The organism is Bacillus sp. AFS023182 (assembly GCF_002560575.1).
In the GTDB taxonomy this organism is placed as follows: domain Bacteria; phylum Bacillota; class Bacilli; order Bacillales; family Bacillaceae_G; genus Bacillus_A; species Bacillus_A arachidis.
This window is the reverse complement of the sequence record NZ_NTRO01000092.1, coordinates 1-14,930: the sequence shown is the minus strand read 5'-3', so window position 1 is coordinate 14,930 and position 14,930 is coordinate 1. Positions and strand designations below refer to the sequence as shown.

Genomic DNA, 14,930 nt, shown 5'->3' with positions numbered 1-14,930 from the left:
ATTAATGGGGTTCACTTTATTTATACAGGAAGCTTTTTGATTCTTCTCTAACGCATACCGTTTTTTTACTTAGTTTACCTCAATCGGCTTCTGGACAATAAACCAATAACAAAGCGCCCCGCATCCAGCAATAATTCCACCAGAAATAAATGCTAACGCATACGAACCTGTTGTATCAGCTGGATGCACATCTAGTTTTGGATTTATTCCCCTCTCATCATTCATCCTCCCTTTTTGAACAAAAAATAGACATATATTTTTGTAGAAAAAAAGGATATGGTATCCATATCCTTCTCTCGATCTACTCCAAATTCACCCAAATGCTCTTCACTTCCGTATAATTATCAAGCGCATACGAACCCATTTCACGGCCGATACCAGATTGTTTATATCCTCCAAATGGCGATGCGGCATTTTCTAAATTATAACTATTGATCCACACTGTACCTGCTTTTAATTGATTCGCAACTTTATGCGCTGTTTTTACATTTTCTGTCCATACACCAGCCGCTAAACCGTACGGTGTATTATTTGCTCGTTCAATGACTTCTTCTATCTCATCAAAAGGTAAGATAGAAACAACTGGGCCAAAGATTTCTTCTTGCGCAATTTTCATATTATCCGTTACATCTGCAAATACAGTAGGCGCCACGAAATATCCTTTTTCAAATTCCTTCACGCCGCCCGCTATAAGTTTTGCGCCTTCTTCTATTCCGCTCTTAATGTAGCTAAGTACACGTTCTTGTTGCTTCTTCGATACGAGAGGTCCCATTTCTGTTTCAGGATCTAATCCATGTCCTACTTTCACTTCATTCGCCATTGTTCCTAATTCACTAACGACTTTTTCATAATGCTTTCGCTGAACAAATACGCGTGAGCCTGCGCTACAGTTTTGACCATGATTATACATAATGCCGTTAAATGCCCCAGGGATTGCTTTTGAAAGATCAGCATCTTCTAAAATAATATTTGGTGATTTCCCGCCAAGTTCTAATGTGACGTGCTTTATCGTTTCCGCTGCTTTACGCATAATCCCTTTTCCAATAACAGTTGATCCTGTGAAAGCAACTTTATTGATATCCGGATGATTCACAATCGCTTCACCAGCACCTCCGCCAAAACCAGGAACAAAATTGACTACACCATCTGGGAATCCAGCTTCTTTAAATAACTGCGCTGTATATAGAAGAGAGAGCGGTGTTTGCTCTGCTGGTTTCAAAACAATTGTACAACCTGTTGCAAGTGCTGCCCCTAACTTCCAAGCAGCCATTAATAATGGAAAGTTCCACGGAATAATTTGTCCGACAACGCCAATTGGTTCATGGCGTGTATAGTTTAAATATTCCGGTGAAATTGGGATTGTTTGCCCAAGAATCTTTGTTGCCCATCCCGCATAATAACGGAAATGATCAACTGTTCCTGCAATATCATCTTCAAGCGCCTGTTTATATGGTTTTCCATTGTCTAGTGCCTCAAGTTGCGCCAGTTCTTCTTTATTCTCATCGATTAAATCTGCAAGCTTGTAAATCAAGTGTGCTCGTTCTGCTGCACTTATTTTTGACCAAGTTCCTTCTTCAAATGCTTTACGAGCAGCTTTCACTGCAAGATCCACATCTTCTTCTCCTGCCTCACATACGACAGCAAGTACTTCCTCTGTCGCTGGATTCCAAACGTTAAATGTTTTTCCACTTACTGCTGGAACGAATTTCCCATCGATAAATAATTCCTTTTTCCCTTCCAGGAACGCTTGAACTTTTGGTTTTAAATCTTGGCTTGTCGTTAGCATACTCTCTCTCCCTTCTTATTTTTGTAATGTTAATAGGTTTTCTAAAATTCCTTGTAACTTTTGATCTTCTTCCTCTGTTAATGGCCGACGTGGTTTGCGAGACGGACCACCAGTTTGCCCTTTTAAATCCATTACTCTCTTAATGATTTGAACATACTTCCCTGATTCTTCAATAAAACTACATAACGGTAAAATTTTATCGTATAGCTCCCAAGCTCTCTCTAGTTCCTTATTTTGCACTGCATCAAATAGTTCCGTTACAAGTTTTGGCACCGCATTACCTGCAACTGAAATCCACCCTGTTGCGCCAACTAAAAAAGATTCTAATACTAAATCATCCGCACCGCAGAATGTTTCAATATCCCCTTTTCCTTTTCTTGTAATATCACGAACTTTGCGAATATCACCGCTTGATTCTTTTACATGCGTAACATTCTCTATATCACGACCGACGCGAAGAATCGTTTCTGTGCTAATATCAACACCAGATGTAAATGGATTATTATAAATCATAATTGGAAACTGAACGGATTCCGCTACTGCTTTAAAGTGTTCATAAATCTCTTCTTCTTTTGGGTGAGCGTAATATGAATTAATAAGTAATGCACCACTCGCACCCGCTCTCTCCGCTTGCTGCGTATATTCAATCGCTTCTTTTGTCGTTTCAGCCGCCGTTCCGACAAGAAGCGGAATACGCCCGTTAATTTGCTCCACCGCTGTTTCCACAACTTTAAAACGCTCTTCCTTCGTTAAACTGACAAACTCTCCCGTACTCCCGTTAACAACTAAACCTGCTACACCTTCTTGAATGAAGTGCTCAATATTTTGTTTCAAACCTTCCCAATTAATCTCTTCGTTTTGATTCATCGGTGTAATAATAACTGGATATGCCCCTTTAAATGTTTGATACATGTTTCTTCCTCCCATCACTGAATTTAACTAAGGATAAAACAAATTGAAGTGTCACTTCAATTTGTTTCGTAAAAAAAAACGCAATTCATATCATCTATACACTTAGGGTCATTATAATGCAGAAAAAATAAATTTACAATATACCTATCTAATTTTTCTGAATTTTTTAATGATAATTTGCAAAACTCAAAACTTTCCTTTACACTTCTTTCATAAGAAAAATTCTATCCAATACTTTATTCGAGGGATTGTCATATGTACGAAAATATCGGAAACAAAATTAAAGCTCTTCGCTTAGAAAAAAGAATGACCTTAAAACAAGTCTCTGAAAAAACAAATCTATCTATTAGTTTTATCTCTCAAGTAGAACGCTCGAAATCTTCTATTACACTAGAATCTTTGAAAAAAATATCAGAAGCACTTCATATCAGTCCTAGCTATTTTTTCGCAGCAGAGCAAAAAACAAATACAAATATCATACGCCGCGGCCTGCAAAATGAAGAACATGTAAATTACTCTCATTTTGTTTACACGAATCTTTCTGGAAATGTTTCAAACCCACATTTCGAACCGATTTTAGTGACGCTTCATCCTGGTGAAAAAAAAGGAAATCCTTATTCTCACAATGGTCAGGAATTCGTATTTGTACTAGAGGGTGTACTCACCATTCTATTAGAAAACGAGGAGCATGATCTACATCCTGGCGACAGCATTCATATGGAATCTGCTACACCACACAATTGGTTTAATCATACGGAAAAGCCAGCTAAATTTTTGTTTGTGAGCTCGCCCCCTATGTTCTTTCAAAAGTAACTGTGCCTTCTCATCTATCGTCGCTTCGATAAGAGATGACATACACATGGACTAAAAGAGCTGCCTTTTCACAGGCAGCTCTTTTTCATCTATTAACCAAATACTTTCCCAAGTTCATCTTTATCTTGGCTTAACCAGAAATTCATTAAGCGTTTTGCTCCTTCTAAATCATGAAGCTTTGCTTGACCGCATTGTGTTTCATTTGCAGCTGGAATTTCTGTAATTTGAACCGCATCTTTTAATGTAAGTTCTAATAAATCAATGACTTCACGAACTGTTGGCGTACCACTTACAACAAGATAATATCCTGTTTGGCAACCCATTGGTGAAATATCGATAATATCGAAATGCGGATAACGATCAATATATTTACGTAAATTAAATGCTAGTAAGTGTTCTAACGTATGAATCACATCTGGCTTCATCGCTTGTTTATTCGGTTGGCAGAAACGAATATCAAATTTATTCACAATACCGTCACTACCCACTTTATGAACACCACAATGTCTTACATAAGGTGCCTTTACAATCGTATGATCTAATTCAAAGCTTTCTACTGATGGCATAATACATCTCTCCCGCTTTCAATTTAATTCCGTTATATCCAATATGATATAACGGAAATCCGAATTAGTAAAGTATTATGTATAGCCGTGCTATAATACTAGAAGAATATGCTGAAAAGGAGACGGTTATGAAACAGATTTTTATAGGTATCATACGCTTTTATCAAAAATTTATTTCCCCGATGACACCACCTGCATGCCGCTTTTATCCAACCTGTTCGCATTATGGATTAGAAGCCTTTCAGAAACACGGCACTTTCAAAGGATTTTGGCTAACGCTAAAACGTATATTAAAATGTCATCCTTTTCATCCAGGAGGATTTGATCCAGTCCCAGATAAAAAGGATGACAGAGTAAAATCTTAAGCTTCGTAGCCGTTCACAACAAGATCTAATTTCCCTGTATCAGGGTGAATCACAAGACCATGAACCGGTACTTCGGCTGGAAGTAATGGATGGTTACGAAGTACAGAAACGCTATGTTCTACACTTTCTTCTACACTAGAGAATCCTTGTAAGAATTTCTCTAAATCGATTCCAGAATAGCGAAGTGTATCTAATTTTTCTTCTGAAACGCCTCGCTCTCTCATCTTTTCAATTGTACTGCTCGCCTGTATTTTTGCCATACCACAATCATGGTGACCAACAACACATACTTCATCTGCACCAAGCTCATATACAGCAACTAAAATACTACGCATAATACTTCCAAATGGATGTGAAATAACAGCGCCCGCTACTTTAATAATTTTCACATCGCCATTACGCATATTCATTGCTTTTGGCAATAATTCAACAAGGCGTGTATCCATACAAGAAATAATTACCATCTTTTTGTTTGGAAATTTCCCAGCCTCATACTCTTCATATTTTCTCTCTTCAACGAATTTTTCATTATACTGCAAAATCTCTTCTAATGACTTCATAGCAAAAAGACCCTCTTTTCTTTTATATAGTCTACATACTCAGTGTACCAAAATCTAAAAAATCCCAAAAGGATATTACTTTATTGCAAATATATAATTTTTCAGACAACCGACATAATTTCTTCATAATATACACACAGCTCTGTAACAACTGTCCCATACTTTGCTCACATTTTCACTATAAACTAGATGTAGATAATGTTAAAAAGGAGTGAAACTTTATTATGTCCGACGTTCTGTTACTGAGTCGTTTTCAATTTGCAATTACTATTTTTTATCACTTTTTGTTTGTACCACTCACAATCGGACTTGTTATTTTAGTAGCGTGTATGGAAACACAATATGCACGCACATTAAACCCAACTTATCGAAAAATGGCGAATTTCTGGGGTAAGCTATTTACGATAAACTTCGTCATGGGTATCATAACCGGTATTACGATGGAGTTCCAATTTGGGACAAACTGGTCAGAGTACTCAAAATACATGGGGGATATCTTCGGATCACCACTCGCAATCGAAGCGCTTGTTGCTTTCTTCTTAGAATCTACCTTCATGGGAATTTGGTTATTCGGTAAAGATAAAATCTCACCAAAGTTTCGTGCTTTTTGTATGTGGATGGTTGCACTTGGAACAAATATTTCCGCGCTTTGGATCATTACAGCAAATGGCTTTATGCAAAACCCTGTTGGCTACGTAGTGCGTAATGGCCGCGCTGAATTAAATGATTTTTGGGCACTTGTTACCAATCCATATGCATGGCATATGTTCTTCCATACAGTTGTTGGTTGTTATATCGTTGGTTCTTTCTTCGTTATGGCAATCAGTGCGTATCATTTATTACGTAAAAACGAGGTGGAGTTCTTTAAAAAGTCATTTAAATTTGGTTTAGTTTTAGGATTATTAGCAGCAACTGCAACACCTTTCATCGGTCACCAATCTGGTGCTTTCGCTGCAAAAATGCAACCTGCAAAAGGTGCTGCGATGGAAGCAGTTTGGGAAACTGGTAAAGGTCAAGGCTTCTCAATCATCCAAATTCCCGATGTGAAGAATGAGAAGAACTTCGAATTATTTACAATCCCAAAACTCGGCAGCTTCTTCTATACAAACTCATTTGATGGAGAAATTGTCGGTTTGAAAGATATCCCTAAAGAAGATCGTCCGAACGTAAACCTTGTTTACTATAGCTTCCGTTTAATGGTTGCACTTGGCGTATTCTTCATGGCACTCACTTGGTTTGGTTTCTATTTAAACCGAAAAGGAAAACTAGAAAACTCAAAACGTTTCTTAAAAATTACAATGTGGTCTGTCTTACTTCCATATGTTGCGATTAACGCTGGATGGATTGTTGCTGAAGCAGGTCGCCAGCCATGGACGGTATACAAATTGATGCGCACAGCTGAAGCTGTCTCACCAATTTCCGTCCCGCAGATTTGGTTCTCATTAATTAGTTTAGTATTGTTCTACACATTGCTCTTAATCGCAGATGTATACCTCATGCTGAAGTTCGCGAAAAAAGGACCAGCAGCATTGGAAGAACCTACTAAGGGAGGTGTAGCTCATGTCTCATGATATGCTTGCAGTTATTTGGTTCGGTTTATGGGGCGTGATTTGGACAGTTTACTTCATTCTCGATGGTTATGCACTCGGTAACGGAATGATTTTCCCATTCGTTACGAAAGATCGGAAAGAACGAAATCAAATGCAAGAAGCAATCGGACCGTTCTGGGGCGGTAACGAAGTATGGTTAATTACAGCGGGCGGTGCAACATTTGCCGCCTTCCCAATCACATATGCAAATATGTTTAGCTACTTATATACACCATTGTTTTTAGTATTACTTGCTCTTTTTGCTCGTGCAGCAGGGCTTGAATTTATGCATAAAGATGATTCACCAATTTGGCAAAGTACTTGTAAATGGGCATTTGCAATTGGTAGTTTCCTCATCGCATTCTTATTCGGTGTTACATTTGCAAACCTATACTATGGACTGCAAATCGGAAAAGATGGTTATGAAGGAACATTACTTAGCTTATTAAATCATTACGGTATTTTAGGTGGTCTTTTCTTCACAGCAATCTTTGTCGTATCCGGCGCACTTTGGGTCATGATTAAGACAACTGGTGAAGTATCAGATCGTGCTTATAAAATCGCAAAACCATTTTCAATGGCAGCTGCCATCATTTTAGCCATCTTCTATGTGGCAACTGCAAACCGTACAAACTTGTTCCAAAACTTTACGGAGTATCCTGTACTATTCATTCTTCCAGCGCTTGCAATGTTAATGAGTGTCCTGGCAATTATTATGGTTTACAAACATAAAATTGGTCTCGCATTCACATTTGTTTGTCTAACAATCGCAATGTTTATGACAACTGGATTTGCAGGTATGTTCCCAAGAATGTTACCATCACGTATTAATGATGCATACAGTACAACGTTATACCAAGCAGCAGGAAGTGAATTAAACTTAAAAATTATGTTCTTCGTCGCAATGGTAATGGTACCAATCGTTATCGGCTATCAATTGTGGAGCTACACAATCTTTAAAGAAAAAATTCACAAAGACTCTGCGAAAGGGTATCACTAAAATGAAAAAAGACGCTCAAAATGAGTGTCTTTTTTTGCTTATACGTATGATTTTCACTAAGATGTTAAGCCTCTAATTTAACAATCTTGCTAAAGAGGAATGACCAACAGTTTTTATTGAAATTGTATTATATAACGTATACAACAATTCTATACAATTTTACATATTACGTTTAAAGCGTAGTTAGTATTACTTGATCATCCTTATCATTATCATACACATCTGTAGCACTAATTCCATTAAAAGCTTTCACAGAAAATCCTACATTAGACGATCCAGAACCGTTATATGCTTTCGTTTGTTCGATTGGATGTACATTATATTTATCACCTAAATTAATGGTCCCATTGCAGTTTTCAATAACTACACCATCGATAACAGCAGGCATACTATCACTCACTTTCATTATGTTATTTTCAGTTTATGAAAAGAGCCTAAAAAAATAGCATGTTTACAGTAAAAAAGATATTCTACAACATTTAACTACGTTATTTACAAAATGTAATATATAATAAATGAGGCCATTATTCATAAAAAAATTGAGGTGTTTACAAAATTGATGTTTTTTGGAAGTATTACGCTTATTTTATTCCTTATTTTTCTATTCTTTTATGTAAAAGATCCCAGAAGCTTATTAATTGGATTTCTATTCAATTTATTCTTTTGTTCATCCCTTATCCTTTTCCTTTATTTAGGTCTCAGCTCGAATAATGGGATACTTAGACTCGTTGCAATCATACCATTTTTAATTATTCTTTTTATGTTATCCTTTGGTATATTCGCTTTAATGATTGGACTATTTCTTAATGCAAGAATCTTGATGAGAAAAGAAGGCCGACGTTTTTCTAACTGTTTAACTTTGATTGCTGGGTTAGGTATTTTATGCACTATGCTATTCTCACTATTGGATCCAACACGATTTTTATCTCCTCATTTCCAGCCGATCTTTACAGGAGTATTTTTCATTAGTGTCTATTTCTTTTTCCATATATCCACTTTCTTAACAGCTTATTTTCTGTATCAATTTAACAGACCACGGCGTAATCAAGATTTCATTATCGTTCTTGGCAGTGGATTAATTAACGATAAAGTACCACCACTTTTAGCAAGTCGAATTAATAAAGCAATTGATTTTTACTGGAAACAGGCTGCTGTCACTACTCCGCCCACAATCATTTTTTCTGGTGGACAAGGACCAGATGAAAATCTTCCTGAAGCTGAAGCGATGCAAAAGTATGCTGTTGAAAAGGGTATTCCGATTGAACATACCATACAAGAAAATCGTTCCGTCAATACGTATCAAAACATGCTCTTCTCAAAACAAATTATGGATTCATTAAAAGACAAGTATAAGAGCATCTTTACAACGAACAACTTTCATCTATTCCGCGCTGGATTATATGCAAAGCAAGCTGGATTAAATAGCCAAGGAATCGGTTCCAAAACTGCTTTCTATTACTGGCCAAATGCGATGATTCGAGAATATATTGCAATCGTTGTAATGAGTCGGAAGCGTCATATGAAGGTCGTAGGAGTTATTTTAGGGTTCGCTGTCTTTTTATCAGCCATGAGCTTTTTATTTAGTTAATTTATACCGGAAAAGCCATCCTTTCGAAAAAGGGTGGCTTTTTTAGTTTTCATACAGCCTTAGGAACGGATCGATAATTGATTACATGTAAAAAAGGCATCAATGATAGGCGATCTTTCTTTAAATGCTAAATGAATATAACGATATTGTTTTTGCTTTAACTTTTTCATTTCAATATCTTTATGTGACTTAAAAAATAATTCTGGCCCCATTGTAATCCCGATATTTTGTGATACCATATTAACAATCGTTTCACAATTTAGTACCTCTAATATGATATTGGGACATACTTGGTGATCAGATAAGTTTTTTATTACTAATGGCTGATACGGCCCTTTTGGCATAATAAAGTCCATTCCATCAACTTGCCTAATATCAATTACTTTTTGATTCGTTAACGGATGATTTTTCGGTAACCCTAATACGATTTCATCTTTGCTAACTGGGATTGATTGTATTTGTTTTTTTACATCTGATTCTAAAATAAACCCTATGTCCACTGTGCCATTATCAATCCACTCGATTACTTCTCCATATGTACCCTCAAATAATAAAACTTTAATACCCGAGTAACTCTGTTTAAGATGTAATAACATAGGCGGTAATATTTGTGATGCTGCACTTGTAAACGCCCCGACTTTGAGCGTACCCTCCAATCTCTTATTTTGTATAGATACTTCTTGTTTAATCGCCGCTTCGCTCTTCAATACATTTTGAATATGTGGAAAAATACGATTTGCAAACTCGGTTCTTCTAATTTCAGCCTGCTTATTTCTGTGTAATAAAGGATGACCAAACTCTCTTTCTAAACTAGCAATCGCATGACTCACAGCTGATTGTGTCATGTTTAATTGCTCTGCCGCTCTAGTAAAATTCCCTAACTCTACTACTTTTTGAAACACTTCATATCTAGCTATAGTCATGAGTTTTACTCATACCTCCCATTCAAAATATGAATTTCACTAATTTTATTATACTCGTTACGATAAAAATAGACCAATTCATCTAAGGGAGGATTCACTTTGAGCAAAATATTATTATTAACTTTTGGAATGTTTGCATTAGGAGTAGATGCTTATATAATGGCAGGCATTTTGCCCCAAATTGCTGATGATTTTCATGTTTCAATTGGAACAGCTGGGCAAACAGTAAGCATATTCACAATTTGTTATGCGATTGCAGCTCCTTTGTTTGCTACATTTATGAGAAAAGCGAATACAAAACATACGTTATTAGCAGCATTATTTCTTTTTACACTCTCGAACTTTATCACCGCTGTTACCCATCAATTTATTGTTCTATTAATTTCTAGAGGAATAGCCGGCATAGGCGCCGGTATATACGCGCCATTAGCATCAGCTGCTGCTGTTACATTCGTTTCTGAAAAACAAAAAGGAAGAGCTTTAAGTACCATTTTACTTGGAATGAGCGCTGGAACTGTAATTGGTGTTCCATTCGGTATATATATTGCATCAGCTTATGACTGGCGCATGGCAATGTGGTTTATCGTTACCGTTGGGGTAATCGGGATATTTGCTCTCTTTGCTAAATTCCCTATGATAGAATCTAGCCCTTTGCCGACATTAAAAGAGCGGCTAAGTATGTTCAAAAACAAAAAAACTTCACTTGTCATGCTTATCACCATGATATTAAGTTTTTGCAGTTTAGGCTTGTATACATACTTAGATACCATCGTTGTTTCATATGGATTTCAGAAGTCGATCCTCTTTATTTGGATGTGGGGTATCGGCGGGATTGCAGGAAGTTTTGTAATTGGATTGATAATAGATTTGTATAAGAAACCAAAGATCGTATTAATGTACTTAATGTGTATCATGTTTTTCTCACTTATATTTATGAGTCTTTTCCATGGAAGTGCCGTATTATTGGCCCTTTGTTTAATCCTTTGGGGTGGTACCGGATGGGCAACACTCGCTACTCAACAAAAAATACTTTTAGAAATTAGCCCAGAGCATGCAACCATTTCAATTGCCTTACTGAGCTCGATCAATTATTTTGCTGGCTCAATAGGCACAATGGCAAGTGGAGTATTTTTAGAGAAGGGCGTAGACCCTATCAATTTACCTTATATATTAGGTGGAATATTACTTTTGGCTATCGGGGGACAGATTCTGTTTATAGGTAAGGAAATTGTAAAATAGGCGTAAATAATCATAAAAAATCCCAAGAAGCATCTACTCTGCTCCTCGGGATTTCCTTTATCTTCTCTTCGTAATTTTCCCTGAACCGCCAACCCTTGTTTTAGGGGGAGACGTATTCTTCGGCGGGCTTTTAATCGATGATTTCGGTTTTACATCAGATTCAGTAGAACCGCCTGGTGATTTGATAATCTTTCCCTTATTCTCTGTAGACGGTGGAACCGTTTTAGTTTCTTTTTCTATAATGCTTCCTTTATCTCCTACAGAGGTCTTTGGATCTACTTTATCACTTCTCTTAATAATAGAACCTTTACCTTGCTTTGTAATAGGCGGCGGTGTCTTCTTCTCTTCTTTTGTAGGCGGTCTTTCTGGAATAACCGGTTTATGGTTTTTCCGATCTGTATATCCGCGGTAATCACCATGATACGATTTACGTGAATCAAATATATCGTCTAATATACTTGCCAAAATATAACCTTGTAAGAAAGATGGCTGGTAATTTTGGCGCACATATTCTGTATTACTTATTTCAATAATGGTATCTGATGGTTTTTCTTTATCCTTTTGCAAATTATACATTTTGTCAGGATAAACGAGAAACATCTGGTTTTCATCTTCTTTAGATGCTTGCTTGGGCTTATTTTCATCAATCAGTTCTTTTGCAATCTCTGGAACTGATTTATTGGCAGCCCTATATACATATGATTCTTGCTTACCATCTTTTGCGACGGATTCTAACGGGTAACGGTCCTGAATCGATTTCTCATTTTGACACCCTGATAATGTAAACCCAGCAATTACAAGTAACGTAACAATGGCAAGGATAGGGATGAAGAACGATTTAATCATGGTAAACAATCGGTTTGACATGATTAAGCCCCCTTACGTTGCCCTTATAATTTGTACATCAGCAGAAAGAATCGCTTCTCCCTCATACATCATTGTACGTCCATCTTGCCATTCAATACGAAGTAACTTTCTATTATCAGATTGAAACTCCCACACATATTGTTCATCAGAGACAGCAAACGGTGTTTTTCCCATCGCAACAACACATCCGTTATATCGTTCTTCCATATGGTACTCGATATCATCCATTTCAATCGTCGTTGGGATCTCCTCTACGGAATCTAAACGACCATCAATTGGTGTATACAGCTTATAATAAGTACTTTCACGGTTTTCGATTTTTAAATAGCGAATTGTTTTCCCGTCCTGTAATGTTAAAACAATTTCATTACGAGAATGCAGGCTTGTTTTTCCGGTCACTTCATACATTACTAATGAAACTTCAACCATATCGCCAGGTGCTAACGTGAGTAAGGATTTCTCTGGTTTCACAGGCTCCGGACTTTTCATTATATTTTTAATTCGTTTGAATAAACTCATGATCTATCCCTCCTTTTCTCTTTATAGACAAGCTGCTAAAATGAGGGCCCCAACAATATGTAATGAACCGGCTAATAAAGCATGAGTCACATGACCTTGCTTCGTCCCCTCTTCTAAATCTAAATCTACCAGCTTTTTCAAAATAAACTCAATAAACATTTCAACAACTAATAAAATAACGAAAGAAACAGCGGATGCAAGAAGCGCTTGCCATAGGTCGTTTGCTTTCATAATCGATTGTGACAAAATATATCCTTGTGCAAACAACTTCATAATAAAACGTGTTGTAACTGCCATATTTCCTTGTTTTATTTCTGCTACATCATTGTACTTTGTAAAAATAGAATCAACCCACATAAGTGCAAATAACAGAACAGCACTTGCTCCTGTCCATACGAGCATGGCTAACACATTCATCCATGTCATTACAAAACCTCCTCTAAAAGATAATAGAAAACCGACATGGTTTATTTCAGACATGTCGGTTCCTGTGTCTATTCTATATTATTTCTCATACTGCTTCATAATACGTGCTAGTTCATCATCCACAGCTGAGTTTTTATTTAAAGCCGCAAATTCATCATCTAACGACTTTTCTTGTTTATAAATTTCACCGCTTGCCTCTGCTTCAGCTTCTAATTGAAGAGCCTTTTCTTCCATACGGCTCAGACCAGCTTTTGCAGTATTGGCATCAAATCCGGACATCGCTTGATTAATGCTCTTTTGTGCCTTCGCTGCGTTTACACGCGCTACAAGTGTTTCACGTTTATTTTTTAGCTCTGTTAATTGCTTGCGCATTTCTTCTAATTTTGCACGAAGGTTATCAGCTGCTGCTTTATTTTGCTCGTAGCTTGCTTTGTATTCATTCATCTTCTGTTCTGCATTTTGCTTTTCTTCTAACGCACGGCGCGCAAGATCAATATTATTTGCTTGAACTGCCATATGTGCTTGTTCTTCACGTTTCTTCACAAGTGCTTCTTGCTCTTCAAACAATAATTTAAACTTTTTCTCAAGCGCGATTTGAGCCGCTACACTCTTCTCAGCTTCTTGTACATCTTGCTGCATATCACGTAAATATTGATCCGTCATCTTAACTGGATCTTCTGCTTTCTCAATTAACGCATACACATTTGACATCGTTAAATCTCTTAATCGTTTAAAAACAGACATTTAAATTCCTCCTATGGATTACCTCATATTTCAAACTTACTCCACGTAAAAACTTTCCTTTACAGTAAGAATATTCATTTTCAAATCCTATGTGTTTATTATATCAAAACTAAGATGTCCTTACATGTTATTTACCAAATATACAATCTATAATCTGACATTGTTATTGCAATATGTACCCATACTATAAATTTTATCTTTATATTTTCTTTTTCCTATCACATTTTTAACTCTTTTCAATGCATTACATTATTGTAATGTTACTGTAAGCTAACTCGATAGTTACAAAAACGTTATTCTTATAAAATGAAATCAGAAGCCGAGGTTAAACAAAAAACAATTTTGCTTCTCTAAATTTAAAAAACATTAACATTTGTATTTACTATAACGTATAAAAAAGGAGACAAGAAAATGAAAAAACTAGTAGGTATTGGGTTAGCAGCAGCAATTTCATTAGGAGCATTATCAGGCTGTTCTTTATTAGGAGAAAAAGCAAATGGTATGGTTACTTACGGAAGTGAACAACAAATTAATCAAGTAATCGATAAAAACAAATCTGATATCAAAGAAAAGAATACGTACAAAATGAAACTTGCGACATTAGAAGGTAAAAAAGTACTTGTAATGGATAAAAAGACTGGTGAAGAACTAGTGAAAAAAGAATTGATTAAGAAAGTTGAAAAAGAAAATACAAAAGCAATTGATAAATTACCAGCAGTAACAACGGACCAAGGTGTATTATTCGCGAAAGAAGAAGTAGCAAACGCAACAATTGATGGAGCGAAATTAAAATACGAAGGTAATACAATCATCGGTGACGCCCGTTCTTACGCGGATATGTTTGCTATTGTAGATGACGCTGCATACGGAAAAGTAAATGGTGAAGAAAAATCTGTAGGTGTACTGAAATTTGCTAAAGACCCTAAAGATAAAATCCAAGATACTACGAAAGAAACAGAAGCTGTACAACTTGTTAAAATCAAAAAGTAATTCATAAAAAAAGCTTTGCGAATTTGAACTGCACCCCAATTAT

General features: G+C 36.4%; 18 protein-coding genes. 7 read left to right on the top strand and 11 right to left on the bottom strand.

Translation table 11 applies throughout. From position 1 onward, the window contains the following. Positions 1-69 precede the first annotated feature (69 nt). The 3 genes from CN288_RS29105 to dapA all read right to left on the bottom strand — a co-directional run bounded on the left by CN288_RS29105 (position 70) and on the right by dapA (position 2,698). Entirely contained in the window at positions 70-225 is a 156-nt protein-coding gene (locus tag CN288_RS29105; protein ID WP_155924362.1) for a hypothetical protein, read from the bottom strand. A 76-nt stretch (positions 226-301) separates the two neighbouring features. Continuing rightward, positions 302-1,786 carry an aldehyde dehydrogenase family protein gene (locus tag CN288_RS26100; protein ID WP_098303457.1) on the bottom strand — a complete coding sequence of 495 codons (1,485 nt, stop codon included), beginning with the start codon at positions 1,784-1,786 and terminating at the stop codon, positions 302-304. A 15-nt stretch (positions 1,787-1,801) separates the two neighbouring features. Continuing rightward, entirely contained in the window at positions 1,802-2,698 is an 897-nt protein-coding gene (gene dapA, locus CN288_RS26095; RefSeq protein WP_098303456.1) for a 4-hydroxy-tetrahydrodipicolinate synthase, read from the bottom strand. Positions 2,699-2,953: 255 nt separating this feature from the next. On the opposite strand from dapA, the gene CN288_RS26090 reads away from it, so the two are divergent. Further along, positions 2,954-3,511, top strand: coding sequence for a helix-turn-helix domain-containing protein (locus CN288_RS26090; RefSeq protein WP_026593832.1), 558 nt, complete (start codon positions 2,954-2,956; stop codon positions 3,509-3,511). A gap of 92 nt (positions 3,512-3,603) precedes the next feature. Here the strand turns inward: CN288_RS26090 and luxS are convergent, their stop codons facing one another. Then, positions 3,604-4,077 carry an S-ribosylhomocysteine lyase LuxS gene (gene luxS / locus CN288_RS26085; protein ID WP_026593833.1) on the bottom strand — a complete coding sequence of 158 codons (474 nt, stop codon included), beginning with the start codon at positions 4,075-4,077 and terminating at the stop codon, positions 3,604-3,606. 128 nt (positions 4,078-4,205) lie between these two features. On the opposite strand from luxS, the gene yidD reads away from it, so the two are divergent. Next, positions 4,206-4,442 carry a membrane protein insertion efficiency factor YidD gene (gene yidD / locus CN288_RS26080; RefSeq protein WP_217994265.1) on the top strand — a complete coding sequence of 79 codons (237 nt, stop codon included), beginning with the start codon at positions 4,206-4,208 and terminating at the stop codon, positions 4,440-4,442. Here the strand turns inward: yidD and CN288_RS26075 are convergent. Further along, positions 4,439-5,002 (bottom strand): beta-class carbonic anhydrase, encoded by a 564-nt coding sequence (locus CN288_RS26075; RefSeq protein ID WP_090688143.1) that lies wholly within the window; start codon positions 5,000-5,002, stop codon positions 4,439-4,441. The genes yidD and CN288_RS26075 overlap by 4 nt on opposite strands. Positions 5,003-5,226: 224 nt before the next feature. On the opposite strand from CN288_RS26075, the gene cydA reads away from it, so the two are divergent. Together cydA and cydB are read left to right on the top strand one after the other, a co-directional pair. Continuing rightward, complete coding sequence (cydA, locus tag CN288_RS26070; RefSeq protein ID WP_026593836.1) at positions 5,227-6,573, top strand: cytochrome ubiquinol oxidase subunit I; 1,347 nt, start codon at positions 5,227-5,229, stop codon at positions 6,571-6,573. Further along, positions 6,563-7,591, top strand: a complete 1,029-nt coding sequence (gene cydB / locus CN288_RS26065; RefSeq protein ID WP_026593837.1) for a cytochrome d ubiquinol oxidase subunit II — start codon at positions 6,563-6,565, stop codon at positions 7,589-7,591. Before cydA ends, cydB begins: the two co-directional genes overlap by 11 nt. A 172-nt stretch (positions 7,592-7,763) precedes the next feature. On the opposite strand, the gene CN288_RS26060 is transcribed toward cydB, so the two are convergent. After that, positions 7,764-7,997, bottom strand: a complete 234-nt coding sequence (locus CN288_RS26060; protein WP_081811113.1) for a spore germination protein — start codon at positions 7,995-7,997, stop codon at positions 7,764-7,766. Positions 7,998-8,150: 153 nt separating this feature from the next. Here CN288_RS26060 and CN288_RS26055 point away from each other — a divergent pair, with 153 nt between their 5' ends. Then, positions 8,151-9,179 (top strand): YdcF family protein, encoded by a 1,029-nt coding sequence (locus CN288_RS26055; protein ID WP_098303454.1) that lies wholly within the window; start codon positions 8,151-8,153, stop codon positions 9,177-9,179. A 59-nt stretch (positions 9,180-9,238) separates the two neighbouring features. Here CN288_RS26055 and CN288_RS26050 read toward each other — a convergent pair whose 3' ends face one another. Continuing rightward, positions 9,239-10,102 carry a LysR family transcriptional regulator gene (locus CN288_RS26050; protein WP_026593840.1) on the bottom strand — a complete coding sequence of 288 codons (864 nt, stop codon included), beginning with the start codon at positions 10,100-10,102 and terminating at the stop codon, positions 9,239-9,241. A gap of 99 nt (positions 10,103-10,201) precedes the next feature. Between CN288_RS26050 and CN288_RS26045 the strand changes: the two genes are divergently transcribed. Continuing rightward, entirely contained in the window at positions 10,202-11,341 is a 1,140-nt protein-coding gene (locus CN288_RS26045; RefSeq protein WP_098303453.1) for an MFS transporter, read from the top strand. A 57-nt stretch (positions 11,342-11,398) separates the two neighbouring features. Here CN288_RS26045 and CN288_RS26040 read toward each other — a convergent pair whose 3' ends face one another. The 4 genes from CN288_RS26040 to CN288_RS26025 all read right to left on the bottom strand — a co-directional run bounded on the left by CN288_RS26040 (position 11,399) and on the right by CN288_RS26025 (position 13,897). After that, positions 11,399-12,208: a DUF4247 domain-containing protein gene (locus CN288_RS26040; RefSeq protein ID WP_090688157.1), complete on the bottom strand. Its 810-nt coding sequence runs from the start codon at positions 12,206-12,208 to the stop codon at positions 11,399-11,401. Positions 12,209-12,220: 12 nt separating this feature from the next. Further along, positions 12,221-12,727, bottom strand: a complete 507-nt coding sequence (locus tag CN288_RS26035) for a DUF4178 domain-containing protein (protein ID WP_098303452.1) — start codon at positions 12,725-12,727, stop codon at positions 12,221-12,223. 21 nt (positions 12,728-12,748) lie between these two features. Then, complete coding sequence (locus CN288_RS26030) at positions 12,749-13,153, bottom strand: DUF350 domain-containing protein (RefSeq protein WP_026593844.1); 405 nt, start codon at positions 13,151-13,153, stop codon at positions 12,749-12,751. A 78-nt stretch (positions 13,154-13,231) separates the two neighbouring features. Continuing rightward, positions 13,232-13,897 (bottom strand): PspA/IM30 family protein, encoded by a 666-nt coding sequence (locus CN288_RS26025; protein ID WP_026593845.1) that lies wholly within the window; start codon positions 13,895-13,897, stop codon positions 13,232-13,234. A 411-nt stretch (positions 13,898-14,308) separates the two neighbouring features. Between CN288_RS26025 and CN288_RS26020 the strand changes: the two genes are divergently transcribed. Continuing rightward, a complete protein-coding gene (locus CN288_RS26020) occupies positions 14,309-14,887 on the top strand; it encodes a lipoprotein BA_5634 family protein (protein ID WP_026593846.1) in 579 nt (192 codons plus the stop codon). Positions 14,888-14,930: the final 43 nt, after the last annotated feature.

Coding starts and splice junctions, on each gene's coding strand:
- CN288_RS29105 (WP_155924362.1), bottom strand. CDS start 225: ATGAATGATGAGAGGGGAATAAATCCAAAACTAGATGTGCATCCAGCT.
- CN288_RS26100 (WP_098303457.1), bottom strand. CDS start 1,786: ATGCTAACGACAAGCCAAGATTTAAAACCAAAAGTTCAAGCGTTCCTG.
- dapA (WP_098303456.1), bottom strand. CDS start 2,698: ATGTATCAAACATTTAAAGGGGCATATCCAGTTATTATTACACCGATG.
- CN288_RS26090 (WP_026593832.1), top strand. CDS start 2,954: ATGTACGAAAATATCGGAAACAAAATTAAAGCTCTTCGCTTAGAAAAA.
- luxS (WP_026593833.1), bottom strand. CDS start 4,077: ATGCCATCAGTAGAAAGCTTTGAATTAGATCATACGATTGTAAAGGCA.
- yidD (WP_217994265.1), top strand. CDS start 4,206: ATGAAACAGATTTTTATAGGTATCATACGCTTTTATCAAAAATTTATT.
- CN288_RS26075 (WP_090688143.1), bottom strand. CDS start 5,002: ATGAAGTCATTAGAAGAGATTTTGCAGTATAATGAAAAATTCGTTGAA.
- cydA (WP_026593836.1), top strand. CDS start 5,227: ATGTCCGACGTTCTGTTACTGAGTCGTTTTCAATTTGCAATTACTATT.
- cydB (WP_026593837.1), top strand. CDS start 6,563: ATGTCTCATGATATGCTTGCAGTTATTTGGTTCGGTTTATGGGGCGTG.
- CN288_RS26060 (WP_081811113.1), bottom strand. CDS start 7,997: ATGAAAGTGAGTGATAGTATGCCTGCTGTTATCGATGGTGTAGTTATT.
- CN288_RS26055 (WP_098303454.1), top strand. CDS start 8,151: ATGTTTTTTGGAAGTATTACGCTTATTTTATTCCTTATTTTTCTATTC.
- CN288_RS26050 (WP_026593840.1), bottom strand. CDS start 10,102: ATGACTATAGCTAGATATGAAGTGTTTCAAAAAGTAGTAGAGTTAGGG.
- CN288_RS26040 (WP_090688157.1), bottom strand. CDS start 12,208: ATGTCAAACCGATTGTTTACCATGATTAAATCGTTCTTCATCCCTATC.
- CN288_RS26035 (WP_098303452.1), bottom strand. CDS start 12,727: ATGAGTTTATTCAAACGAATTAAAAATATAATGAAAAGTCCGGAGCCT.
- CN288_RS26030 (WP_026593844.1), bottom strand. CDS start 13,153: ATGACATGGATGAATGTGTTAGCCATGCTCGTATGGACAGGAGCAAGT.
- CN288_RS26025 (WP_026593845.1), bottom strand. CDS start 13,897: ATGTCTGTTTTTAAACGATTAAGAGATTTAACGATGTCAAATGTGTAT.
- CN288_RS26020 (WP_026593846.1), top strand. CDS start 14,309: ATGAAAAAACTAGTAGGTATTGGGTTAGCAGCAGCAATTTCATTAGGA.